The sequence below is a fragment of the Blattabacterium sp. (Periplaneta americana) str. BPLAN genome (genome assembly GCF_000093165.1).
Lineage (GTDB): Bacteria > Bacteroidota > Bacteroidia > Flavobacteriales > Blattabacteriaceae > Blattabacterium.
Genome location: NC_013418.2, coordinates 100997 through 125034, shown reverse-complemented (window position 1 = coordinate 125034; position 24038 = coordinate 100997). Strand labels below are relative to the sequence as shown.

Genomic DNA, 24038 nt, shown 5'->3' with positions numbered 1-24038 from the left:
ATTTTTATGGAAAAGGATAAAATTAGTGTTACTTCAGATAATATTTTTCCTATCATTAAAAGATTTCTTTATTCAGATCAAGAAGTTTTTTTAAGAGAATTAGTATCCAACGCAACGGATGCTATTCTTAAATTAAAAACTATAGCAAAATTAGGAAAAATAGAAGAAAGGATTGACGATTTAAAAATCAAAGTAAAAATTGATAAAAAAAATAAAACCATTCATATCATTGATAATGGAATTGGAATGACGAAAAAAGAAGTAGAAAAATATATTAATCAAATAGCTTTTTCTGGTGCGGAAGAATTCATTCAAAAATATCAAGAAAAAAATTCTGCATCTTCTATTATTGGACATTTTGGATTAGGTTTTTATTCTTCTTTTATGATAGCTAGTAAGGTAGTTATTTACACTCAATCTTATAAAAAAGATTCACCTTCTATCTTTTGGTCTTGCGAAGGTACTCCAACATTTAGGATGAAGGAAATAGAAAAAAGAGATAGAGGAACGGAAATAGTTCTTTTTCTTAATGAAGAAAGCAGAGAATTTTTAGAATACGATCGTATTTTAAAATTGCTTCAAAAATATTGTAAATTTATGCCTATAATTATCTATCTGTCTTCAACAGAAAAAGAGGAAGAGATATCCATTAATAATACTACTCCTGCTTGGAAAAAACATCCTCCCCTTTTAAGGGATAAAGACTATCTAGACTTCTATCATGAATTATATCCAAATCAATTAGAAAATGCTTTATTTTGGATTCATTTAAATATCGATCATCCTTTTCGTTTAACAGGAATTTTATATTTTCCAAAAATAGAAAGTAAACTTGATTTTCAGAGAGATAGAATCCATCTATACAAAAATCAAGTTTATATTACGGATAACTTAGAGGGAGTAGTTCCAGATTTTCTCAGTTTATTAAAAGGTGTTATTGATTCTCCAGACATTCCTCTTAATGTATCACGTTCTCATTTTCAATCAGATACATCTGTAAAAAATATATCAAAATATATTACAAGAAAGGTATCGGATAAATTAGATTCTATGTTTAGAAAAGATAGGGAAAATTTCCAAAAGAAGTGGAAATATATCAAAATCATCGTAGAATATGGAATGATTAGCACAAAAAAATTTTTTGAAAAAGCAAAAAATTTCTTTATTTTTTCTACTATAAATGGGATGTTTTTTACTTTGGAAGAATTCAAAGAAAAAATAAAAAACTCTCAAAAGAACAAAGATGGAAAAATTGTTTTTCTCTATACTTCAGATAAAGAAAGACAATATAGTTATATTAAAGATGCGGAAGATAGATCTTATGAAGTTTTAGTTTTGAATAGTCCACTTACAGTCCATTTGATCCAAAAACTGGAAATGGATTATCCAAATATTTCTTTTGTTCGTATAGATTCATCTCCTATTGATAAATTAATTCACAAAGAGGAAAAGTATTCTTCCGAACTTTCGGAAAAAGAGAAAGAAGATTTAAAAAATCTTATCAACACTCATTTAATGAATGAATATAAATTTTCCGTAAAATTGGAAAATTTATCAAAGAAGGACTCTCCTTTTTTAATTATCATCCCAGAATTTTTACGAAGAATGAAAGAGATGAATTCTCTAGGAAGAAAAATTGTGGAAAATGATCAAGAGAAATTTTATCAATTAATTGTTAACACAAATCATCTTTTAATAAAAAAAATATTAAAGGAACCAAAAGAAGAGAATAAAAGAATTCTTATTCAAGAGGCCTTCAATTTAACTCTTTTATCCAAAAATTTGTTGCAGGGAAAAAATTTAACTCTTTTTATTTCAAAAAAATTAGAAGATCTTGCTAAATAATTATTTATTAAATTTCCGCAATTTTACACCTGTTAATATTTTTTTTGTATATAATGGAAAATCAGAATTCTGTATCCAACCATAATAATTTGGATCTTTTTCGAAAATTTCATAAACTTTTTCTCCTTTATATTTTCCAAAATTAAATATTTCGTTTCCTTCTTCATCTATCTTTACAAAACCAGCAAGGTCCGCTAAATTTTTTTGGTGGGAAAACTGGTTTAAACTTTTTACATCTTGTTTTAGATCTTGATATTTTTCTAATTGTGCCAGCAATATTTCGTATGTAGCAAATGTATCTGCTTTGGAACTATGAGCTTTTATCAGGTTTTTTTTACAATAATATTTATAAGCAGCGGAAAGAGTTCTAGGTTCCATTTTATGAAAAATGACTTGAACATCTATTGTTTTATGTTTCTTGATATCGAAAGATATCCCAGCACGTAGCATTTCTTCCACTAAAATAGGAATATCAAATCTATTAGAATTATATCCCGCTAAGTCAGCATTTTCAATCATTCTAAAAATATGAATGGCTACATCTTTAAATGGTAATTGTCCTGCGACATCTTCATCTTTAATTCCATGAATAGCTGTAGATTTTGGTGGAATAGGAATTTCCGGGAAAATCAGCCAGGTTTTATCTTCCTGATTTCCATTGGGAAATATTTTCAATATAGATATTTCTATGATTCTATCTTTTCCAATATTGACTCCTGTGGCTTCTATATCGAAGAAGCAAATAGGACGATAAAGTCGTAGTTTCATGTGTTAATGTGAATTTTTTCTAAATCTATGAAAATAAATTGAAGTGATAATGTAAAAAATGATAATGCATGGTAACGCTATTAAGTGTAAAATTAATAAAAGAAATATACTAATCAATAAAAATAAATAACGTATTTTATTTTTTTTCCAAGAAAGACCTTTAAAAACCAAGGAAAGCATTGTTATTTTAGATATAAGAAAGTAACAAGAAAAGAAAATCGTAAAAAGCATTTTTATAGGAGATGATACAAGAAAATCTATATTTCTACTTTTTAGAATAGATAAAAAAGTAAAAAACAAAGCATTTACTGGAGTAGTTAATCCAAAATTTTTTCTAAAAGAGTTGTGTATATTAAATTCCGCTAAACGCCATGCAGAAAATATGGCAATTAGAAAAGCTGACCATTCAATGAATGGAACTTTTTGGCTTCCTTCTATATTTTTCAAGAGAATAAAAACGATAATCGATGGGACTAAACCGAAAGATATCATATCTGCTAAAGAGTCTAATTCTTTACCTAATTTACTTTCATTTTTCATGAATCTAGAAAGAAATCCATCTAGAAAATCAAAGGTCAATGAAAATATGGTGCAAATAGCAGAATATTCAAAACATTTTGATTGCAAAAAAGTTATAGAAATGCATCCAAAAAGGAGATTTAATAAAGTAAAGATATTTGGAATGGCATTTTTTATTTTTTCCATTTAATATGAATTCTTGATTTGTGGTCGTAAAAATAAAAAAATTTTTTTATGATTAATTTTTTTTACGAAATTTCCAATTTTTCTATTACAAATAGATCTCTTTTTATTCAAACTATCTACCTTATATTAAGAAATGAAGGAAAAGAGGTTGGAAATATTAATTATATTTTTTGTAATGATCATTATCTTTTAAATCTAAATAAAAAATATCTACAAAAAGATTATTATACAGATGTCATCGCTTTTGCTTATTCTTCTACTCCTCCTAATATATCTGGAGATGTTTTTATTAGCATAGATCGTGTTTTAGAGAATTCTCAACAATGGAATCAACTTTTTCAAGTTGAATTAAAAAGAGTTATGATACATGCAATATTGCATTTTTTGGGATATGAGGATCGAATAAATGAGAAACTCATGAAGAAAAAAGAGGAGTTTTATTTAATTTTATTTCAATTTTGAAAAAAATCATGTTTTTATTTTCAGATATTTATGATGTGATTGTAGTTGGAGGTGGTCATGCAGGAGCAGAAGCTGCATCTGCTTCTGCTAAGATGGGATCAAAAACTTTGCTCATCACTACAAATTTACAAACCATCGGTCAAATGTCTTGTAATCCAGCTATAGGAGGAATAGCAAAAGGACAGATTATAAGAGAGATAGATGCTTTAGGAGGAAATTCCGGAATAATTACAGATTATAGTATGATACAATTTAGAATGTTAAATAAATCTAAAGGACCTGCAATGTGGAGTCCAAGAGCTCAATGTGATAGAAAATTATTTTCTAATAATTGGAGATATTTTCTAGAAAAAAATCAAAAATTAGATCTATATCAAGATACAGTTACTTCTTTAATTGTCAAAAAGGAAAAAGTCAAAGGAGTTATAACTTCTTTTGGAACAAAAATTAAAGGAAAATCGGTGATCCTCACAAATGGAACATTTTTAAATGGAAAAATTCATATCGGAAAAAAGATCGTTAGTGGAGGAAGAATAGCGGAACAAGAAGTTAAAGGAATCACAGAGCAATTAAAAAGTTTAGGATTTCGATATGGAAGGATGAAAACAGGAACATCTCCAAGAGTAGATGGACGTTCTTTAAACTACCATAAAATGGGATCTCAAGAAGGAGATTTAAATCCTAAAAAATTCTCTTTTTCAAATACCATAAAATTAAGGAAACAACGTAAATGCCATATTACATGTACCAATAAAAAAGTTCATGATTTAATTCGTAAAAATTTAAAATTTTCTCCAATTTTTACAGGATCTATTCAAGGCGTCAGTCCTCGATATTGTCCTTCTATTGAAGAAAAGATTTATAGATTTACAGATAAAGAAGAACACCATATTTTTGTAGAACCAGAAGGTTGGAATACTGTAGAAGTCTATATAAATGGATTTTCAACTTCTTTACCAGAAAAAATACAATCTCAAGCTTTGAGAAACATTTCAGGATTTGAAAAAGCAAAAATGTTAAGACCTGGATATGCCATTGAATATGATTATTTTCCTCCTATACAATTAAAACTTACTTTAGAAAGTAGATTAATTAGTAATCTTTTTTTTGCTGGACAAATTAATGGAACAACAGGATATGAAGAAGCTGCAGCGCAAGGTTTAATTGCAGGAATTAATGCTCATTTAAAAATTCATCAAAAGGAACCTTTTATTCTTAAAAGAAGTCAAGCTTATATAGGGGTTTTAATAGATGATTTGATAACAAAAGGAACAGAAGAACCCTACAGAATGTTTACTTCAAGAGCTGAGTATAGAATGTTATTACGTCAAGATAATGCAGACGAAAGATTAACCTATATGGGATATAAAATTGGGCTCATTTCAGATGGAAAAATGAAAGCAGTAGATAAAAAAAAATCTAAGGTAGAAAAATGTCTTTCTTTTTTTCAAAAGGAGAATTTAAAACCAAAAATTATCAATCCTATTTTGATTGAAAAAAAATCTCCAATCATATCTCATGAAAAAAAAATAGATATTATTTTATCCCGTTCTGAAATTGATATCCATGATATTATTTCTATTCCATTCTTAAAAAATAAAATAGAAAAAAATAATTTTTCTCAAGAAATCTTGGAGCAAGTATCTATTCGAATTAAATATAGAGGATATCTTGATAGAGAGAAAGAAAATGCAAAAAAATTGTTAAAACTTGAAAACCTTAAAATTCCCGAAAATTTTGATTATGAAAAAATCCCATCTCTCTCTCTAGAGGCTAGAGAAAAATTAGCTTATCATCGTCCAAATTCGTTGGCACAAGCGTCAAGAATTAGCGGCGTTTCTCCTTCAGATTTAAGTATTTTGTTAGTGTATATGGGACGTTAATTTTTTTTTATGACAAATAAATCCTCATCTTCTTTTTTCATGTAGAATCTTTCTCTAGCTAATTTTTCCAGATATTTAGGATCTGTCTTTAATTTTTTTAAATGATTTCCTTCCAAAAAGATTTTTCTCTTTAAAGAATCTCTATCTGAGATCATTTTATTTATATTTTTTTTAAATTTCCAGTGTAATACTAAAGAATTTGTATCAAAAAAAAACATCCATATAAAGAAAAATAGACTGATCCAAAAATATTTACTCTTAAATATTTTTTTTTCATAAAAAGCTATTCTATTTTCGATTCTTTTTTCCAATTATGATGTTCATTCCTACACTGATAAGCCAGTATATGCTAAAAAAAGATAAAAAAAGTACACACCAAAATCCAGATATGGCTATGAATAGGAAAAGTAAAAATCCTATAAATTTAATTATCATACATGATCAAAGTTGATAAAATTTAATAAAAATTCGAATTTTTTTTATATAAAGTTTATTAATTTCGTAAAAAAAAATAGAAAAATGATTTTTAGAACAGAAAGAGATACTTTGGGAGAAGTTCAAGTTCCTGTGGATAAGTATTGGGGAGCACAAACAGAAAGATCAAGAAATAACTTTAAAATCGGATTGGAAGGATCTATGCCTATGGAAATTATTTACGCTTTTGCTCTTTTAAAAAAAGCGGCTGCACATGCTAATTTTGAATTAGGTTTTTTGTCCAAAAAGAAAAAAGACTTTATTTCTTTGGTTTGTGAAGAAATTCTAGAAGGAAAATTAGATGATCAATTTCCTTTAGTTATATGGCAGACAGGATCTGGAACGCATTCTAATATGAATGTAAATGAAGTGATATCTAATAGATCTAAAGTTTTAATGGGGGAAAAACTTGGAAAAAGTAAGTCTTTTATACATCCTAATGATGATGTTAATAAGTCTCAATCTTCTAATGATACTTATTCTACCGCCATGCATATTGCTTCTTATAAAAAACTTGTAGAAAAAACCATTCCTTCTCTGGAAAAATTGCGTAACACATTAGAAAAAAAAAGTCATTCATTCAAGAATGTGGTTAAAATAGGAAGAACTCATCTTATGGATGCTGTTCCAATAACTTTAGGACAAGAATTTTCCGGTTATGTTTCTCAAATGAATCACGGGTTAAATTCTATCAAAAAAACTTTAGATCATCTTTCTGAGTTAGCTATTGGAGGAACAGCTGTAGGAACTGGATTAAATTCACCTAAAGGATATGATTTTAAAGTTATTGACTATATTTATCAATATACTGGACTTCCATTTAAAGTGGCAGATAACAAATTCGAATCTATCGCTTCTCATGATGCCATAGTAGAATCTCATGCTTCTCTAAAACAAATGGCGGTTTCTTTAATGAAAATATCAAACGATATCCGTTTTTTAGCTTCTGGACCTCGTTCAGGAATAGGAGAGATTTTTATTCCTGAAAATGAACCTGGATCTTCTATCATGCCTGGAAAAATAAACCCGACACAATGTGAAGCTCTTATGATGGTTTGCACACAAATAATAGGAAACGATATGGCTATTTCAATAGCAGGAGCATCAGGAAATTATGAGTTAAATGTTTCTAAACCCTTAATGGCTTATAATTTTTTACAGTCTGCACAGCTCTTGTCAGATGCTAGCATTTCTTTTTCCAATCTTTGTGTTCAAGGAATCACTCCAAATCATGCAAGGATTCAAGAACTACTAGACAGATCTTTAATGCTAGTGACGGCACTTAACACCAGCATAGGATACGAAAAATCTGCAAAAATTGCAAGATGTGCATATGTGAATAATACTACTTTAAAAGAAGAGGCTATTAGGTTAGGATATTTAACCATAGAGGAATTTGATAAATTAGTAAAACCGGATAAAATGATTTAATTAAAAAAAAGTTCTTGTACATTCATATTAATAATGTCAGCTATTTTTTCTTCTGGAATAGAATAAACTTGAGAAAGTTTTTTTAAAATTATTTTTAGATAAATGGGTTCGTTTCTTTTTCCTCTAAATGGATCGGGAGATAAATATGGAGAATCTGTTTCTAATACGATATTTTTTAAACTAATTTTATGTAAAAAGTGACTGAGATCGTTTTTTTTAAAAGTGATAATCCCTCCAATGCCTAGTTTTAATCCAAAATCAATAATTTTTTTTGCTTGTTCTAAAGTTCCGGAAAAACAATGAAAAATACCTTTTGTAGTAGGAGAAGATTCTTCTAGAATTTCAAAAACTTGATCAAAAGCTTTTCTGCAATGAATAACTATGGGTAAATTTTTCATTTTTGCCCATTGTATTTGAGTTTGAAAAGCATATTTTTGTTCCATAATAAATTTTTTTTCTAAGTGAAAATCCATCCCAATTTCCCCTAAAGAAATGAAAGAATGTAGATCTAACCATTTTCTTATATTATTTAATTCTTTTTCTAAACTTTCTGGATGTACTTTACTTGGATGCAATCCGATCATGGGAAAACATCTTTTCGGATATTTTTTTTCCAATTTTAATATTCTATGAATAGTTGAGCTATCTATAGAAGGAAGAAAGAACCTATTGATTCCATTAGATATCGCTTTTTTTATGACTAAATCTCTATCTACATCAAATTGTTTCATGTATAAATGAGTATGAGTATCCGTTATTTTCATTATAAAACGTTATTAATTTTGTTCAAATTAAAAATTTATTAGGAATATGAAGGCTTATATATTTCCAGGTCAAGGATCCCAATTTTTGGGCATGGGAAAAGATTTATACAAAACTTCTAGTTTAGCAAAAAAATTGTTTCAATTGTCCGATGACGTTTTGGGATTTAAAATGACAAACATCATGTTCGACGGTTCTACTATGAAAATTATAAAAAAAACTAAATATACACAATTGGCTATTTATATCTATTCAGTAATACAAGCAAAAATATTAAATGATTTTTATCCGGATATGGTAGCTGGACATTCTCTTGGAGAATTTTCTGCTTTAGCTGCTATTGAGGTATTTTCTTTTGAGGATGGGTTAAAATTAGTAGAGAAAAGAGCTACTCTGATGCAAGAAATATGTGAATCTATATATGGTGGGATGGCAGTTGTGTTTGGGTTAGAAGATGAAATAATAGAGAATGTTTGTAAAAAAGATCCTGGAATTATTGTTCCAGCTAATTATAATAGTCCTGGACAATTAGTAATTTCCGGAGAAGAAAAAGCTTTGAAAAGAGTTTGTGGTTCTTTAGAAGAAATTGGGGCTAAAAAAATTTTAAAACTGCCCGTTCATGGAGCATTTCATTCTCCTATTATGGAACCAGCTAAAAAAAAATTAAAAATATTTATAGAAAGAATTACTTTTAAAGATTCTAAATGTCCAATATATCAAAATGTAACCGCTAAATCAGTGAGTAATTCTGATGAAATAAAAAAAAATATTATCGAACAATTAACTTCTCCTGTTAAATGGAAACAATCAGTAGAAAATATGATCCAAAAAGGAGCTATTTCATTTACTGAAGTAGGACCAGGAAACGTTTTACAAGGAATAATAAAGAAAATTATAAAAAAGAATAATTAAAAATATGAAATTACAAGATTTACATTTTTTTTATTATTATAGTCATGGAAAATTGTTATTAACAGGAGAGTATTTAATTTTGCATGGAGCTTTTGGTTTAGCTTTACCCACAATTAAAGGACAATCATTTACCATATTTTATTATAAAAATAAACCTACCTATCTCTGTTTTTCTACTTCATCTTCTAAATTTTTACACTGGAAGAGTTTTGATGAAAAAGATCAACTTTGGTTTGAGGGAATCTTTCAACTTCCTTCTTTAGATATCTGTTATGAAACAGAAAAAAAAACGGCTTTTCGATTAAGAAATTTATTGCTAAAATCTAGAGAAATTCAAAAAAATTTTCTTTCCAATACATTTGGAATATATGTAAAAACGAAATTAGAATTTCCTAGAAATTGGGGATTAGGAAGTAGTTCCACTTTGATCAGTAATATAGCAAAATGGTCCAGAGTAAAACCTCATTTATTATTAGAAAAAAATTTTCCAGGAAGTGGATATGATATTGCTTGTGGATATTATTCGAAACCTATAATTTTTAGAAGATTAAAAAATGAAGGACCTCATATTATTCCTATAGATTTTAATCCACCATTTAAAGAAAAACTTTTTTTTTTATATCTAAACAAAAAACAGAATACTTGTGAAAGTATCCGATTTTTTCTAAAAAAAAAAAAAGATCTAAAGATCTTTAGTAGAAGTATGGATTTCATATCTTCTATTACACAAAAAATTCCTTTTTGTAAAACTTTAAAAGAATTTGAAGAACTTTTGTTTAAACACGAAAAGATTATATCCGAAATATTAGATATCCCTACTATAAAAGAAACATATTTTCCAGATTATTTAGGTTTGGTAAAAAGTTTAGGCGCTTGGGGAGGTGATTTTGTTTTAATCAGTTATAGAGATGGAATGAGAAAATATTTTTCAAAAAAAGGATTTTATACCCTTATTTCATTTGATGAAATGATTGTCTAATAGATAGATCGACACCTATTAGAGATCAAAAAACATTCCATGGATGGAGGAAAAATGTGCGGGCGAAGGGATTCGAACCCTTATGCCTGATAGGCATCAGATCCTAAGTCTGACGTGTCTGCCAATTTCACCACGCCCACATTAATAAATTTAAGAAATTAATTTCTTTTAAAGGAAGAGGAAACTACTTCTTTATTTTTATTGAAAATTTTATATTCCGTGTATTTAAAAGAATCTCTAGGAATAATTTTAATCCATTTTTTATATTTAAACAGCCATTTATGTTGAATAGAAGGAAATCCTTTTTTCAGATAAGCCGCCACAAAAGTATGTATATGTAATTGTATTCCTTTATGAAATTTATCTTTTACAAGAGTTTCTAGAATAAATTCTAAATGATGAATATAAACTATAGGAGATTCTTGAGGTTTTTTATCATGATGATTAGCTTTTAATTCAGGTCTTACTCTATGACGAGTAAATTGAACTAAACCAAATTCATTTGGAGGTAAAATTTGATGTTTGGCTCTATCATTTTTCATTTTTTCTTTCAAATGTTCATATAATTTTTTTCTTTGATAGGGCTCAGACATATCTATAAAATCTACTACAATTATTCCTCCCATATCCCTTAATCTCAATTGTCTAGCAATTTCAGTTGCAGCTAAAAGATTGACTTTTAATATAGTATCTATTCTTTCTGATTCTGTACAATTTTTTTTAATGTGATTAATCATCCCACTATTTACATCTATAACATGTAAAGCTTCAGTATGTTCAATAACAAGATAAGCTCCATTTGCAAGAGGAACATTTTTCCCCAAAGAAGTTTGTATCTGTTTTTCAATCCCATATTTTTCAAATATGGGAATATCTCCTCTATAATGTTTAATAATGCTGGTTTTTTCTGGGGCTATTAAAGATAAATAAGAATGAATTTCCTGGCAAAGAAACCTATTATTACAATAAATAGATTTAAAATCATCATTGAATGTATCTCTTAATAAACAAGAAGTTTTACTACTTTCGCTTAAAACCCTAATTGGAGGTATTTTGATTATATTACTTAATATATTTTTCCATTTTTTTCTTAAAAAGAATAGTTCTTTTTTAAAAACTTGTTCTTTTTTGGAATAAGCCGCCGTTCGAATAATAATTCCAAATTCTTTTGGTTGTATTTTCTTTATACAAGAAATTAATCGACTTTTTTCTTTCGTGTTTTTAATTTTCTTAGAAATAGAAATCTTTTCTGAAAAAGGAATTAATACTAAATTTCTTCCAGGAATACATAATTTTGCAGTTAATTTTGGTCCTTTATTGGAAATGGATTCTTTCGAAATTTGAACCAAAATTTTTTGTCCAGGATATAAAATTTTTTCTATAGAACTCCTATCTTCTTTTTTGAGAAAAAAAGAATTTTTTTTTTGAGTTATCAGACTTAACATTTTTTCTATTTGAAATCCAAGATCATTATAATGCAAAAAAGCTCCTTTGGAATATCCTATATCAATGATAGCCGCATTTAATCCATATGAAATTTTTTTTACTACACCCAAATATATATCCCCTACAGAGAACTTTTTATTGAAAACTTCTCGATGAAGTTCTAGCAATTTCCCTTCTTCTAAAAGGGCTATTTTTACTTCTTGTTCTTCTGCATTTATAACTAACTCTTTATTCATACACAAAAACAAGGAAAAAAAGTTTTAAAAATTATAAAAGATGAACTTTTGATAATAATTTTTATTTTTTTTTCTTATGTCTATTTTTCCTATTTCTTTTTTTTCTTTTATGGGTAGAAATTTTACGTCTTTTTCTTTTTTTTCCGTTGGGCATAATTTTAAATCGTTGTGTATCACCTACATATTATTTTTTAATAGGAACGTTTTTTTTAACTAACTCAGTAAATGCTTTTGCAGGTTTAAATGCTGGTATATTATGCGCGGGAATGACAATAGACATATCTTTGGATATATGACGTCCAAGTTTTTTCGCTCTGTATTTAATAATAAAGGATCCAAATCCTCGTAAATAAACATTTTCTCCAGATGTTAGGCTTTGTTTTATTTTTTTCATAAACGTTTCTATCACCTTTTGCGTGTCAATTCTCTCAGATCCCGTTTCTGATATGATTTCTGTTATTATATCTGCTTTTGTCATGTTTAATCATTATATATCGAATAACAAAATTCGGTTTCCTAAATATACCAATTTTTTATAAAATTGCTCTAAAATTAACATAGATATGAATTTTTCTAAAAAAATAATAAACTGGTATAAAAATAATTATCGAAAACTTCCTTGGAGGGAGACTAAAAATCCATATTATGTATTAGTTTCGGAATTTATGTTGCAACAAACAAGAGTATCAAAAACTCTAAAATATTATTTAGATTTTGTAAAAAAATTTCCAAATCTAGAAAAATTAGCCTATGCAGAAGAAAAAGAAGTGTTGAAAGAATGGGAAGGATTAGGTTATTATACAAGAGCTCGCTATTTACATTTGTTTGCTAAACAATTGGTAAAAGAAAAACCAAGTGGATTTTTTCCAAAAACATATAAAGAATTAATCAAATATAAAGGAATAGGTCCATATACAGGGGCAGCTGTAGCTTCTATATGTTTCGATGAAGTGATTCCTGCTTTGGATGGAAATGCTTATAGAGTATTTTCTAGATATCTAGGAATTTACCATAATATCACATCTTTTAGAGCAAAAAATATATTTAGATTTTTCATTTTAAAAATAATGGATCATAATGATCCAGGCATTTTCAATCAAGCTGTCATGGATTTAGGTTCTACTTTATGCACTCCAAGGAAAGCTAAATGTTTCTCCTGTCCAGTAAAATCTTCTTGTTTTTCATTGAAAAATGGAACAGTCTATGATCTTCCTGTTAAAAACATAATAAAAAAATCTGTTTTGCATAGATTTTTTTATTATGTTTTTATATGGGATAAAAAGAACCATCTCTGTATTCAGAAAAGAAATAACCAAGACATATGGAAAGGGTTGTATGATTTTCCGTTAATAGAATCAGAAAAAAATCTTTCCATTAGCGAAATAAAAGATAAGATTTGGACGAGGTTTAGGATAATTTCTGATTCTATTATTTATCAAGTAATACATAAGTTAACTCATCAGACTTTATCCATTCAATTTTTAAATTGTAGAACCATACAAAATGTTCAAAAAGAAAAATACTTTGATAATTTTTTTTTCATTCCATACGAAAAAATTGTTGAATACCCTTTTCCTCGTCCAATTACCTTGTTTTTAAAACATGAAAAAATGATTTAGTTTTGTTATCATCAAAATTAAATCTCTTGGAAAAAGAATTTTCGACGAGCATTTTTTTAGAAAGCACTCTACAAATATTTCTTTATTTTTTGTTAATAATAATCTTACTATTATTTTCTGCACTTATATCTGGATCAGAAACTGCTTTTTTTTGTCTTGAAAAAAAAACTATTGATAGAGAAAGAAAAAAAAATCCATCTAGAGGAGATAGAGTGTTAAATGTTCTTAAGAATAGAAAAAAACTTTTAGCTACAATACTGATATCCAATAATTTTTCTAATATAGGAATTGTTATATTAAGCTCATATTTAATAACAAAATTTTTGAAAAAAAGTTTTTCAATTCCTATAAATTTTCTTTTAGAAGTGGTCTTTTTAACTTTTATTTTACTTTTATTTGGAGAAATAATTCCAAAAATATATGCTCGAAAAAATAATTTTCATTTTGCTCTCTTCATGTCAAAAACCTTGATGTTTCTTGGAAAAATCCTAGATCCTTTTAGTAAAATTATGATCCTAATTTCTAAACTTATAGAAAAAAAGATGAGAAAGAAAAAGAATAGAATATCTGTGGATCAACTTTCAAAAGCTTTAAAAATTGCATCTTCTCATCAAAAAAATGTTAAAGAATGTCTCTTTTTGCAAAGAATTGTGAATTTTGGAAATACAGAAATACATCAAATCATGACTCCAAGAATAGATATGTTTGCTTTGAACAGTAATACTCTTTTTTCTCATGTTTTAGAATTAGTTCGTTATCAGGGATATTCCAGAATTCCTATTTATAAAGACAGTATTGATGATATAGAAGGAGTGCTTTTTGCTAAAGATCTTCTTCCATTTATTCATGAAAAAGAATTTCAATGGATTAAACTGATTCATCCTCCTTTTTTTGTTCCAGAAAACAAAAAAATAGATGATCTTTTAAGTGATTTTAAAAAAAGAAAAATCCATTTAGCCATTGTGGTAGATGAATACGGAGGAACTTGTGGATTAATTACTCTTGAAGATGTTATTGAGGAGATAGTAGGAGATATTGTAGATGAATTTGATGAAGAAGACATGTCTTATTCCAAACTAAATCAGAATAATTATTTATTTGATGGAAAAACTTCTCTGATCAATTTTTATCGTATTATGGGAATAAAAGAGGAAGTATTTTTCGAAAAAAAAAAAGGAGATGCAGATACTTTGGGAGGGTTTCTTATGGAAATAAATAAAGAATTTCCAAAACGGAAACAAAAAATTAATTTTTTGAACTATTCTTTCATTATAAGAAGCATAGATCATAAAAGAATAAAGAGTATAGAAGTAATACGAAAAAAAAACTAAATGATTTTATGTATATTTTAGGAAAAAATTTAGTCAATTTTCTTTAAAATGAAAAAAAAATCCTGTTATCCTTATGAAAAATTTTAATCTTTGTCTTTTTTTAAAAAAGAAAAAAATTATGGTTTTTTTTTTGAGTATAATTGTTATAACAACAGGAAGCTGTTTCTTTTATAAAAAATTTTTTTTATCTCTATCCGAGGAAAAAGCTCTGGAAGAATTAAACTATGCACAAAAATATCTTTCTCAGGGAGCTATAGATAAAGCTTTAAATAAAAAAAAATTAAAAATTCCTTATCTAGGATTTTATGGAATTGTTACTAAGTATCCTTTTACTAAGGCAGGTAATATTTCTAAATTTTATGCTGGAATTTGTTTTTATAAATTAGGAAACTATAAAGAATCTATAAAAATGATGAGAAATTTTTCTGCAAAAGATGAATTTTTATCCTCTATCAAATATGGAATGATAGGAGATGCCTTTGCTCAGATTAGAAATAAAAATGAGGCTTTAAAAAATTACGTTAAAGCAGCTAATATAAGAGAAAATGAAATCACTACGCCTCTTTATTATTACAAAGCGGCATTATTAACTTTTTCTATGAAAAAATACAAAAATTCTAAATTTTTTCTTAAAAAAATTGAAAAAAAATATCCTACTTTTCTGCATCAAAAAAATGTAGAGAAATATCTCATGTTTATTGAAAATAAATTGTAAATTTTACATGAAAAAAACTCCTGTATATCAAATAGATAAATTAAAAAACAAGAATCTAAGATTTGCTATTATAGTGTCACAATGGAATAATGATATTACCGATAAACTATATAAAGGAGCATATGAAACTTTAATTCAATCAGGAATTTTAAAAGAAAGAATCAAAACCTGGAAAGTTCCAGGAAGCTATGAACTCATTTATTCAGCTAAAAAAATAGCTCTTTGTTATAATTTTGATTCTATTATTGTCATAGGATCTCTTATACAAGGAGAAACTTCTCATTTTAAGTATATTTCTCAAGCGGTTTCACAAGGAATAAAGGATATAAATATTCAATATGATGTTCCAGTTATATTTTGTGTTCTTACTGACAAAAATAAACAGCAATCTTTGGATAGATCCGGTGGAAAAAAAGGAAATAAAGGCATAGAATGCGCTAAAACAGCTTTATCTATGGCTATTTTTCGTAAATCTATTGAATGATGAATAATTCTATTCAATTATTACCTAAAAAAGTGATCAATCAAATTGCTGCGGGTGAAGTAATACAACGTCCTTCTTCTGTATTAAAAGAACTTATGGAAAATTCAATAGATGCAAAGGCTAAAATGATTGATGTATTTATAAGAGATTCAGGAAAAACTTTAATTCAATTAATAGACAACGGAAATGGAATGAGTTTTAATGATGCTAGAATGAGTTTTCAGCGATATACTACTTCTAAAATAAAAACCAATGAGGACCTTTTTAGAATTAGAACGAAAGGATTTCGTGGAGAAGCATTAGCTTCCATTGCTTTCATTTCTGAACTAGAAATACAAACTAAAAATAAAGAAAATGTTATGGGATTTCATCTTTTTATAGAAGAAGGAAAAATAAAAAAACAAATTCCCATAAATATGCTTCAAGGGACTAGAATCTCTGTGAAAAACATTTTCTATAAAATTCCTGCTAGGAGACGGTTTTTAAAATCTTCCCGAATAGAATTTAAACATATTGTTAATGAATTTTATAAAATCGTTTTAGCACATAGAGATATTGTCTATCGTTTTTATCATAATGATAAAATTCTTTTTTCTTTTAAAAAGGCTTCTTTAAAGGATAGAATTCAAGAAATTTTTAGTAAAAAAAATAAAATATTAATACCAATTATCATCAAAAAAAGTCGAATTCTTATAGAAGGTTTTGTTAGTCACCCAGATGCTTATGTACAACGAAAAGGAGATCAATTTCTATTTGTTAACCAACGGAGCATCACAAATAATTTCTTGCATAGAAAAATTCTTTCCGCTTATGATGGAATTTTAAAAAATTTAAAAACAGTTTCCTATTTTATTTTTATTCATATAGATCCCAGTTTAGTAAATTGGAATATTCATCCTACAAAAAAAGAAGCAAAATTGGAGGAAGAAGATCTAGTTGGAAATATGATTCAACAGGAAATAAAAAATGTTTTATGTTGTCAATATAAGGTCAAAAAAGAGGATTTAAATCATTCAGATTTTTCATTTTCTTGTAATTCCTCTAAAGAACCATTTTTTTTAATGAATCATTATAATTCTTTTTTTGAAGATCTTTCTTATAAAAAAAAAGTAATTCAGTTAGAGAATTTGATCCAAAAAATGAAAAAATCAGATTTTTTTATCGATATTCATTTTACAAAAAAATTATCTAGCTATGTTTCTAATGAAAAAGATATAAAAACTTTTCAGATAAATGGAAAATATATAATTTTTCCATGGAAGGAGGAAAATCTCATCCTGGTAGATCAACATAGAGCTCATCAAAATATATTATTTGAATTTTTTTTTCAAAAAAGAAAAAAAAAATTAATAAGCCAACAGTTTCTTTTTCCAATTGAAGTGAGACTGTTAAAGCATGAATTAAATTCATTAAATAACATTAAAGATGACTTAATTGAAATGGGATTTCATTTATACTTTTGTAAAAAATCTGCCTACTTATATTCTATTCCGGAAAAGATACATCAAAATATTCTGGTTGAAATTTTTCACAATATTTTAACATATAATTTTGCTAAAGGAGAAAAAAATAACAAAAAAATACTTATTAAATCTATAGCTCAATCTGCTGCCATAAAATACGGGACAAAATTACATTCTAATAAAATGAAATGTTTAATTAGAGATTTTTTTTCTTGTGAAAATACAAGTTACACGTATACAGGAGATCCTGTATTTTTTGTGTTAAATAACAATTTTTTAAAAAAACAATTTCGTAAGTGAATTTTTATATATCAAATTTTAATTCAGATGCTGTCAAACACTTAATTAGTATTAATATACTTGTATATACAGCTACTTTTGTTTTTTCACAATATAAAATAGAAAATATTCTTTCTTTATATCATCCTTTGGATAATAGATTTGAATTCTATCAGATTTTTACTCATATGTTTGTACATTCCAAGCGTCTTTTTCTGCACATTGTTTTCAACATGTTAGCCTTATTCATGTTTGGAGGCCAAATGGAAACTTTGTTAGGAATTAAAAAATTTTTGGTCACCTATTTTTTATCAGGTATTTTAGCTGCGTTATTACAATTAGTGTTCAATACTAGTATTCTTTATTATTTCGTTCATTCATTGGATTTTTCCCAAGCAAAAAGAACATTTGATTATTTAAATCAAGAACAACGTATCAATCTTTACAGTTCTATGTATTCTCCAATGATGGGGGCTTCTGGAGCTGTAAGTGGGATAGTAGGGGCTTTTGCTAGATATTTTCCAGAACATAAAATATTTATTTTACCATTCCCTTTTCCAATTGCTGTACGAAAAGCTCTTCTGATTTTTATTTTTGGGAGTTTGATTTCGGCTCTTTTTAATTTGGCGCCTGGAGTAGCACATTTTGCTCACATCGGAGGAATATTATCTGGTTATTTTATAGGAAATTTTTTTCTAAAAAAAGAAAATCGCTTTTAAGAAATCATTCAGGATTTTTTTTATAAAAGAGGAAATAAGAAAAATATATAAATAAAAATGCAAAAAAAAAGGATAAATAGGAGTTCTTTCCATCTACTGTAGTCATAATACGATCCCAACGAAATTTCCAATTGAGAAAATTTAAAGGATTTTTTCGATCCCAATCTATACTCATCCATATGAATATGGGTTTTCCTACTATATGATCTTCCGAAACGAACCCCCAATAACGAGAATCGGAAGAATTATGTCTATTATCTCCCATCATGAAGTAATAGTTTTTTTGTATTTTATAATGATTATTTTTTTTATTATTGATGACAAAACATGAACGTTCTTTTTTTATTTTATTTCCTTCATATACAAGAATATCATAATAGATATGAATATTTTTTGAATTTAATTTAATAATATCTCCCTTCTTAGGGATATACAAAGGGCCAAAAAAATCTCTGTTCCAACCAAAATAGCTTGGAAATATAGAATCTTCCGAAAAATTTCTTGGTAATAGGTATTTCTTGATATAAATTATATTTTCAAATAAATTACTGATCTGTATTGCTTTCTTTTCAGTCAACATAATTTGATAAAAATATTCGTCATTTTTTTCCCCTATTATATCAATATCTTCTATATCCATATTTTCTTTAAGAAATTCTATATTTAATGGAATATTTTTTGTTTTAATAAGATAAACTTGTTGTTTTTTTATCTGATAGGGAGACCCATTTTCTTGTTCCTGTTTTTTATTTACAAATAAAATTCCATTTTTAATAGAAATTATATCTCCCGGTAAACCTACACAACGTTTGACATAGTTTTCTTTTCTATCTATCACTTGATGATTTAAATCTTTAGGAAAATTAAAAACTACAATATCATTCCTTCTTATAGATTGTATAGGAGATAAACGGAAATAAGGCCATTGAAAAAAAGAAATATAAGATTTCCATTTACCTATAATAGTGTTATGTGTAAAAGGGATAAATATTGGAGTTATAGGCATTCGCAATCCATAATGAATTTTACTGACTAATATAAAATCACCTACTAGTAAAGATCCTTCCATAGAAGAAGTAGGAATGGCAAATGGTTGAACTATATAAGTGTGTGTCAGAAAAGAAAGAATCATAGCAAATAGGATATTTGATCCTGTATTTTTTTTCTCTTTATAGATTATTTTGGATGTTTCCAGTTTTTTAGAGTAATTTATATAATAGATATATCCTCCTAGAGATAGAAAAAATAAAAAAATATCTTTTTTACTTGTATTTCCAAAAAGACGAAGTAAATCTATCCATAAAGTTATAAGCAAAAAAATACTTGTTAATGGAATAAATAAAAGAAAAATCCACCAAATAGGTCTATGAGAAATTTTTAAAAGAAAAACAATATTGTATATAGGAATTATTTGTTGAAGATAACTGATTCCCATTTTTTTTAAAAGTCTCCATGTCCCTAAAACATGAATAATATGTTCAAAAAATAAAAAAATTCCACTAAAAAAAAGATATTGATACATAATACATATCAATCTATATTCCTAATCCTAATACATCTTTCATAGAAAAAAATCCTTTTTTATTTTTAATCCATTCTGCAGCTATAATGGCTCCTAATGCAAATCCTTCTCTGCTATGAGCATTGTGTTGTATTTCTATATCTTCTATTTTAGATTGATATGTCACTATATGTGTTCCCGTAATTTTTTCCAATCTTTTGGAAATGATTAAGACTTGATCTTTTGTATCTTTCTTATCTAAAATCCATGCTTTTTTCATTTTATTATTAATAATATCTTTTGCTAAAGAAATAGCCGTTCCACTAGGTTTATCTATTTTTTCTTTATGATGAATTTCCTCAATTTTTACTTCATAATCTGTGGCGTATCTAGATAAAAATTTTGATAGTTGATGATTGATCTCGAAAAATATATTCATCCCTATACTGAAATTAGAAGAATATAAAAAAGTTCCGTTTTTTTTTTCACAAAGATTCTTAATAAAATGAAATTTATCTAGCCATCCTGTAGTTCCACATACTATAGGGATATTATTTTCCAAACAAATTTTTATATTTTTAAAAGCAGAGTCTGGCTGAGTAAATTCTATAGCCACATCCGTATTTTTCAAGGAAATGTAATTAGGACTTTCATTAGAAAAAAAGGAAATTTGATGATTTCTAATTTTCGCTATTTTTTCTACAGATTTTCCCATTCTTCCATATCCTATTATTGCTATATTCATATTCTTTTTTTTAAATTAATGTATAATAATATAAATCAATTTTATTAAGTAAAAATAAATTATCTTTACGAAAGGATGAAGAAAAAAGTAATAATTACAGGTGGAGGAAATGGAATAGGATATGAAATAGCAAAAGAATTCTTAAATATGGGACATGATGTTTTAGCTATATCCAGAGATGTAAGTAAATTATTAAAATTAAAAAATCACCCATTTGGAATTTTTATTCCATTAGAAATGGACTTAACCAAAAAATATTCCTATAAAAAAATAGAAAAAATTTTATGGGAATGGATGTTCGTAGATATACTTATTAATAATGCCTGTTTTTTAGTGAAAAAAAATTTCGATAAATTAAAAGACCAAGATATATATTATTTATTCTTATGAAGTAAATATTTTTGTTCCTATAAAAATGATACAATTAGTAAAACCCTATATGGGAAAAAAAAGTCATATTGTGAATATTGGCAGCATGGGAGGAATTCCAAATACTAAAAAATTTTCTGGATTATCTGTATATAGTTCTTCTAAAGCGGCCTTATCTAATCTAACAGAAGTTCTAGCTGAAGAATTTAAAGAGGAAAAAAATGGACCTCGTGTAAATTGTTTAGCATTAGGAGCAGGACAATCTAAAATGTTAAAAACAGCTTTTCCTTGTTGGTATAATTCTTCTATTTCTTCTAAAAAAATGGAAAAATGTATTTATTCCTTTTTTAATGGAAAAACAATCCCTATTTCTTCTTAATCTAAAAGCCCACGTGGTGGAATTGGTAGACACGTCACCTTGAGGGGGTGGTATCCGATTAGGATGTGCTGGTTCAAATCCAGTCGTGGGTACAAATTTATATAAGAACACGAAATAAATCCGGATCTTTATTTAGATACTGAAAATGAACTTTATATTTTTTCATTCTTCCTAGTAATCCAGAAAATTCATTCTTATCTGCTAATTCTATTCCTATTATGGCTGGCCCTTCTTCTTTAGAATTTTTTTTCGAGTATTCAAAATAAGCAATATCATCTTTTGGACCCAAAATATTATTAACAAATTCTTTTAAGGATCCTGCTCTTTGTGGAAACTTTACAATAAAATAATGTTTTTTTTCTTCATATAAAAGGGATCTTTCTCTTATCTCTTCTGTTCTAGTAATATCGTTATTTCCACCACTTAATACACAAACTATAGTCTTTCCTTTTATTTTTTTAGAATAAAAATCTAATGCAGATATTGAAAGGGCTCCAGCTGGTTCGGCTACAATAGCTTCCAAATTATATAAATCTAAAATAGTAGTACAAACCTTCCCTTCCGGGACTGTCTTTATTTCAGATAAAACTCGATTACATATGTTAAAGTTTAATTCTCCTACTTTTTTTACTGAAGCCCCATCAATAAATCTATCTATGGTTTTTAATTCTATTACTTTTCCTTTTTTTAAAGAATAACTCATAGATGGAGCGCCCTGAGGTTCTACTCCTATGATTTTAGTTTTTGGACTAAATTGTTTAAAAATACTTCCTACGCCTGAAGCCAAACCTCCTCCTCCAATAGGAAGAAAAACGTAATCAATAGAGTGATCATTAGATTGTTTTAAAATTTCTAAACCTACAGTAGCCTGACCTTCAATAATTTTAATATCATCAAAAGGATGAATGAATATTTTTTTATTCTTTTTGCAATCTTTCATTGCTTCATAACTTACCGCATCGAAAGTATCTCCAATAAGAACAATTTCCACATTTTCTTTTCCAAACATTTTAACTCTTTCTACTTTTTGTTTAGGAGTAGTACTAGGCATATAAATTTTTCCTGGTAATTGTAATATATTACAAGAATAAGCTACACCTTGTGCATGATTTCCTGCACTAGCACAAACAATTCCCTTTTTTAGTTCTTCTATATGGGATAAACTTTTTATTTTATTATATGCTCCTCTAATTTTATAAGAACGTATAATCTGCAAATCTTCTCTTTTCAAAAAAATATTAGCTTGATATTTTTCAGACAAAAGAGAATTTCTCTGCAAGGGAGTTTCATAAATAATATCTTTTAATAGGTTTTTAGCCTTAACAACTTCTTCATAAGAAGGAAAATAGAATTTATTTTTCAATATTTTAAAAATAAAAAAATGTCAATAAAATAATTTCTTGTTTCTTTTCTTTTTATGTAGTTAAATATATAGTGAATTAATTAATTCACTATATATTTACTTTTTTTCTTCTGGTCTGAGATCACGAATCATCTTCCCTACTTTCCATAATTCACTTTCTCGAAGAGAAGTCAATTCTTTTTCTAATTTCAATCTATAATCTGGAAGGCTATTCTCCTCTATAATTCTTTCAACCTCGTTTCCTGAAGAAACTTCTTGATATAAACTTCTAAATACAGGTAAAGTAGCATCTCTAAATTTTCTCCACCAATCTAAAGCACCTCTTTGTGCAGTGGTAGAACAATTAGCATACATCCAATCCATTCCATTTTCTGAAACTAATGGCATAAGACTTTGAGTTAATTCTTCTACTGTCTCGTTGAAAGATTCCGAAGGAGAATGCCCTTTTTCTCTTAAAATCTGATATTGAGCGGAAAAAATTCCCTGTATGGCTCCCATTAAAGTTCCTCTTTCTCCTACTAAATCAGAATAGACTTCTTTTTGAAAAGTTGTTTCAAATAAATATCCAGATCCAATTCCTATACCTATAGAAAGAGCTTTTTTTAAACTTTTTCCACTATAATCCTGATAAATGGCATAACTAGAATTAATTCCTTTTCCTTGTTTAAAAAGTTTCCTTAAACTTGTTCCTGAACCTTTTGGGGCTACTAAAAAAATATCTATATCTTTAGGAGGATGAATTTTAGTTTTTTCACAAAATGTTAATCCCAATCCATGCGAAAAGTATAAAGATTTTCCTTTGGTCAGATTTTTATGAAGAGTAGGCCAAAAAGAAATTTGACCAGCATCTGATAGCAAATACATCAGTATAGTTCCCCTTTCAGAAGCCTCTTCTAAGGAAAAAAGATTCTTTCCTTCAATCCATCCATCTTCTAAAGCTTTTTTCCAAGATAAAGAATTTCTTCTTTGTCCCACAATGACTCTAAAACCATTATCCTTTAGATTAAGAGATTGACCAGGTCCTTGAACTCCATATCCTAATACAGAAATAGTTTCTTTATTTAAGATTTCTTTAGCATTCGATAATGGAAACTCTTCTCTTGTTACAATCGTTTCTTCTACAGATCCAAATTTTATTTTCATGATTTATTTAAAATTTAATTTTCTT

The 24038-nt window shown here is 27.2% G+C and carries 24 protein-coding genes and 2 tRNA genes; 15 read left to right on the top strand and 11 right to left on the bottom strand.

The annotated features are described in order from the left end of the window. The first annotated feature begins 6 nt into the window (after positions 1-6). Entirely contained in the window at positions 7-1845 is a 1839-nt protein-coding gene (htpG, locus tag BPLAN_RS00555; protein WP_012821271.1) for a molecular chaperone HtpG, read from the top strand. Here the strand turns inward: htpG and BPLAN_RS00550 are convergent, their stop codons facing one another. Further along, a complete protein-coding gene (locus BPLAN_RS00550) occupies positions 1846-2613 on the bottom strand; it encodes a 3'-5' exonuclease (protein WP_012821270.1) in 768 nt (255 codons plus the stop codon). Positions 2614-2616: 3 nt separating this feature from the next. Next, positions 2617-3318, bottom strand: coding sequence for a phosphatidylcholine/phosphatidylserine synthase (locus BPLAN_RS00545; RefSeq protein WP_012821269.1), 702 nt, complete (start codon positions 3316-3318; stop codon positions 2617-2619). Positions 3319-3366: 48 nt separating this feature from the next. Here BPLAN_RS00545 and ybeY point away from each other — a divergent pair, with 48 nt between their 5' ends. Further along, positions 3367-3780, top strand: coding sequence for an rRNA maturation RNase YbeY (gene ybeY / locus BPLAN_RS00540; RefSeq protein WP_012821268.1), 414 nt, complete (start codon positions 3367-3369; stop codon positions 3778-3780). Positions 3781-3788: 8 nt separating this feature from the next. Beyond that, the gene (gene mnmG, locus BPLAN_RS00535; RefSeq protein WP_012821267.1) at positions 3789-5663 is read left to right on the top strand and encodes a tRNA uridine-5-carboxymethylaminomethyl(34) synthesis enzyme MnmG; all 1875 of its coding nucleotides are present in this window, start codon (positions 3789-3791) and stop codon (positions 5661-5663) included. Here mnmG and BPLAN_RS00530 read toward each other — a convergent pair. After that, a complete protein-coding gene (locus BPLAN_RS00530) occupies positions 5660-5974 on the bottom strand; it encodes a septum formation initiator family protein (RefSeq protein WP_238523120.1) in 315 nt (104 codons plus the stop codon). The two genes, mnmG and BPLAN_RS00530, sit on opposite strands and share 4 nt — an antisense overlap. A gap of 208 nt (positions 5975-6182) precedes the next feature. Between BPLAN_RS00530 and fumC the strand changes: the two genes are divergently transcribed. After that, the gene (gene fumC / locus BPLAN_RS00525; protein ID WP_012821265.1) at positions 6183-7568 is read left to right on the top strand and encodes a class II fumarate hydratase; all 1386 of its coding nucleotides are present in this window, start codon (positions 6183-6185) and stop codon (positions 7566-7568) included. Here fumC and BPLAN_RS00520 read toward each other — a convergent pair. Continuing rightward, the gene (locus BPLAN_RS00520; RefSeq protein ID WP_012821264.1) at positions 7565-8332 is read right to left on the bottom strand and encodes a TatD family hydrolase; all 768 of its coding nucleotides are present in this window, start codon (positions 8330-8332) and stop codon (positions 7565-7567) included. The genes fumC and BPLAN_RS00520 overlap by 4 nt on opposite strands. Before the next feature lie 46 nt (positions 8333-8378). Here BPLAN_RS00520 and fabD point away from each other — a divergent pair, with 46 nt between their 5' ends. Continuing rightward, positions 8379-9242, top strand: coding sequence for an ACP S-malonyltransferase (gene fabD / locus BPLAN_RS00515; RefSeq protein WP_012821263.1), 864 nt, complete (start codon positions 8379-8381; stop codon positions 9240-9242). Positions 9243-9246: 4 nt separating this feature from the next. Next, complete coding sequence (locus tag BPLAN_RS00510) at positions 9247-10221, top strand: GYDIA family GHMP kinase (protein ID WP_012821262.1); 975 nt, start codon at positions 9247-9249, stop codon at positions 10219-10221. A 57-nt stretch (positions 10222-10278) separates the two neighbouring features. Here the strand turns inward: BPLAN_RS00510 and BPLAN_RS00505 are convergent. From BPLAN_RS00505 to BPLAN_RS00495, 3 genes are all read right to left on the bottom strand, one after another. After that, positions 10279-10361, bottom strand: a tRNA-Leu gene (locus BPLAN_RS00505). Positions 10362-10379: 18 nt separating this feature from the next. Beyond that, positions 10380-11903 carry an Rne/Rng family ribonuclease gene (locus tag BPLAN_RS00500; protein ID WP_012821261.1) on the bottom strand — a complete coding sequence of 508 codons (1524 nt, stop codon included), beginning with the start codon at positions 11901-11903 and terminating at the stop codon, positions 10380-10382. 184 nt (positions 11904-12087) lie between these two features. After that, complete coding sequence (locus BPLAN_RS00495; RefSeq protein WP_012821259.1) at positions 12088-12381, bottom strand: HU family DNA-binding protein; 294 nt, start codon at positions 12379-12381, stop codon at positions 12088-12090. Positions 12382-12466: 85 nt separating this feature from the next. Here BPLAN_RS00495 and mutY point away from each other — a divergent pair, with 85 nt between their 5' ends. The 6 genes from mutY (at position 12467) to BPLAN_RS00465 (ending at position 18513) form a co-directional block, all read left to right on the top strand. Then, on the top strand, positions 12467-13522 hold the full coding sequence (gene mutY, locus BPLAN_RS00490) for an A/G-specific adenine glycosylase (RefSeq protein ID WP_012821258.1): 1056 nt from the start codon (positions 12467-12469) through the stop codon (positions 13520-13522). A 26-nt stretch (positions 13523-13548) separates the two neighbouring features. Then, positions 13549-14853, top strand: coding sequence for a gliding motility-associated protein GldE (gene gldE / locus BPLAN_RS00485; protein ID WP_041178296.1), 1305 nt, complete (start codon positions 13549-13551; stop codon positions 14851-14853). 73 nt (positions 14854-14926) lie between these two features. Next, complete coding sequence (locus tag BPLAN_RS00480) at positions 14927-15568, top strand: hypothetical protein (protein ID WP_012821256.1); 642 nt, start codon at positions 14927-14929, stop codon at positions 15566-15568. Positions 15569-15575: 7 nt separating this feature from the next. Further along, entirely contained in the window at positions 15576-16052 is a 477-nt protein-coding gene (ribH, locus tag BPLAN_RS00475; RefSeq protein WP_012821255.1) for a 6,7-dimethyl-8-ribityllumazine synthase, read from the top strand. Continuing rightward, positions 16052-17815: a DNA mismatch repair endonuclease MutL gene (gene mutL, locus BPLAN_RS00470; RefSeq protein WP_041178271.1), complete on the top strand. Its 1764-nt coding sequence runs from the start codon at positions 16052-16054 to the stop codon at positions 17813-17815. The genes ribH and mutL overlap by 1 nt, the downstream gene beginning before the upstream one ends. Further along, positions 17812-18513, top strand: coding sequence for a rhomboid family intramembrane serine protease (locus tag BPLAN_RS00465; protein ID WP_012821253.1), 702 nt, complete (start codon positions 17812-17814; stop codon positions 18511-18513). The genes mutL and BPLAN_RS00465 overlap by 4 nt, the downstream gene beginning before the upstream one ends. A 4-nt stretch (positions 18514-18517) precedes the next feature. Here BPLAN_RS00465 and lepB read toward each other — a convergent pair whose 3' ends face one another. Then, a complete protein-coding gene (gene lepB / locus BPLAN_RS00460; RefSeq protein ID WP_012821252.1) occupies positions 18518-20035 on the bottom strand; it encodes a signal peptidase I in 1518 nt (505 codons plus the stop codon). 13 nt (positions 20036-20048) lie between these two features. Continuing rightward, on the bottom strand, positions 20049-20759 hold the full coding sequence (gene dapB / locus BPLAN_RS00455) for a 4-hydroxy-tetrahydrodipicolinate reductase (RefSeq protein ID WP_012821251.1): 711 nt from the start codon (positions 20757-20759) through the stop codon (positions 20049-20051). A 75-nt stretch (positions 20760-20834) separates the two neighbouring features. Between dapB and BPLAN_RS03255 the strand changes: the two genes are divergently transcribed. From BPLAN_RS03255 to BPLAN_RS00445, 3 genes are all read left to right on the top strand, one after another. Then, positions 20835-21149 (top strand): SDR family NAD(P)-dependent oxidoreductase, encoded by a 315-nt coding sequence (locus BPLAN_RS03255; protein ID WP_083773718.1) that lies wholly within the window; start codon positions 20835-20837, stop codon positions 21147-21149. A 25-nt stretch (positions 21150-21174) separates the two neighbouring features. Next, positions 21175-21507 (top strand): SDR family oxidoreductase, encoded by a 333-nt coding sequence (locus tag BPLAN_RS03250; RefSeq protein ID WP_083773717.1) that lies wholly within the window; start codon positions 21175-21177, stop codon positions 21505-21507. A gap of 7 nt (positions 21508-21514) precedes the next feature. Further along, positions 21515-21599, top strand: a tRNA-Leu gene (locus tag BPLAN_RS00445). 5 nt (positions 21600-21604) lie between these two features. Here the strand turns inward: BPLAN_RS00445 and ilvA are convergent. Continuing rightward, positions 21605-22870, bottom strand: a complete 1266-nt coding sequence (gene ilvA, locus BPLAN_RS00440; RefSeq protein ID WP_012821250.1) for a threonine ammonia-lyase — start codon at positions 22868-22870, stop codon at positions 21605-21607. 96 nt (positions 22871-22966) lie between these two features. Further along, positions 22967-24013, bottom strand: coding sequence for a ketol-acid reductoisomerase (gene ilvC, locus BPLAN_RS00435; protein WP_012821249.1), 1047 nt, complete (start codon positions 24011-24013; stop codon positions 22967-22969). Between the last annotated feature and the right edge of the window lie 25 nt (positions 24014-24038).

Bases quoted from the DNA above. Each gene is read 5' to 3' on its own strand.
- htpG (WP_012821271.1), top strand. From the start codon at position 7: ATGGAAAAGGATAAAATTAGTGTTACTTCAGATAATATTTTTCCTATC.
- BPLAN_RS00545 (WP_012821269.1), bottom strand. From the start codon at position 3,318: ATGGAAAAAATAAAAAATGCCATTCCAAATATCTTTACTTTATTAAAT.
- BPLAN_RS00500 (WP_012821261.1), bottom strand. From the start codon at position 11,903: ATGAATAAAGAGTTAGTTATAAATGCAGAAGAACAAGAAGTAAAAATA.
- BPLAN_RS00480 (WP_012821256.1), top strand. From the start codon at position 14,927: ATGAAAAATTTTAATCTTTGTCTTTTTTTAAAAAAGAAAAAAATTATG.
- ilvC (WP_012821249.1), bottom strand. From the start codon at position 24,013: ATGAAAATAAAATTTGGATCTGTAGAAGAAACGATTGTAACAAGAGAA.
- dapB (WP_012821251.1), bottom strand. From the start codon at position 20,759: ATGAATATAGCAATAATAGGATATGGAAGAATGGGAAAATCTGTAGAA.
- ribH (WP_012821255.1), top strand. From the start codon at position 15,576: ATGAAAAAAACTCCTGTATATCAAATAGATAAATTAAAAAACAAGAAT.
- BPLAN_RS00495 (WP_012821259.1), bottom strand. From the start codon at position 12,381: ATGACAAAAGCAGATATAATAACAGAAATCATATCAGAAACGGGATCT.
- lepB (WP_012821252.1), bottom strand. From the start codon at position 20,035: ATGTATCAATATCTTTTTTTTAGTGGAATTTTTTTATTTTTTGAACAT.
- BPLAN_RS00510 (WP_012821262.1), top strand. From the start codon at position 9,247: ATGAAATTACAAGATTTACATTTTTTTTATTATTATAGTCATGGAAAA.
- mnmG (WP_012821267.1), top strand. From the start codon at position 3,789: ATGTTTTTATTTTCAGATATTTATGATGTGATTGTAGTTGGAGGTGGT.
- mutY (WP_012821258.1), top strand. From the start codon at position 12,467: ATGAATTTTTCTAAAAAAATAATAAACTGGTATAAAAATAATTATCGA.
- ybeY (WP_012821268.1), top strand. From the start codon at position 3,367: ATGATTAATTTTTTTTACGAAATTTCCAATTTTTCTATTACAAATAGA.
- BPLAN_RS00550 (WP_012821270.1), bottom strand. From the start codon at position 2,613: ATGAAACTACGACTTTATCGTCCTATTTGCTTCTTCGATATAGAAGCC.
- BPLAN_RS00520 (WP_012821264.1), bottom strand. From the start codon at position 8,332: ATGAAAATAACGGATACTCATACTCATTTATACATGAAACAATTTGAT.
- BPLAN_RS03250 (WP_083773717.1), top strand. From the start codon at position 21,175: ATGATACAATTAGTAAAACCCTATATGGGAAAAAAAAGTCATATTGTG.
- BPLAN_RS03255 (WP_083773718.1), top strand. From the start codon at position 20,835: ATGAAGAAAAAAGTAATAATTACAGGTGGAGGAAATGGAATAGGATAT.
- fumC (WP_012821265.1), top strand. From the start codon at position 6,183: ATGATTTTTAGAACAGAAAGAGATACTTTGGGAGAAGTTCAAGTTCCT.
- mutL (WP_041178271.1), top strand. From the start codon at position 16,052: ATGAATAATTCTATTCAATTATTACCTAAAAAAGTGATCAATCAAATT.
- fabD (WP_012821263.1), top strand. From the start codon at position 8,379: ATGAAGGCTTATATATTTCCAGGTCAAGGATCCCAATTTTTGGGCATG.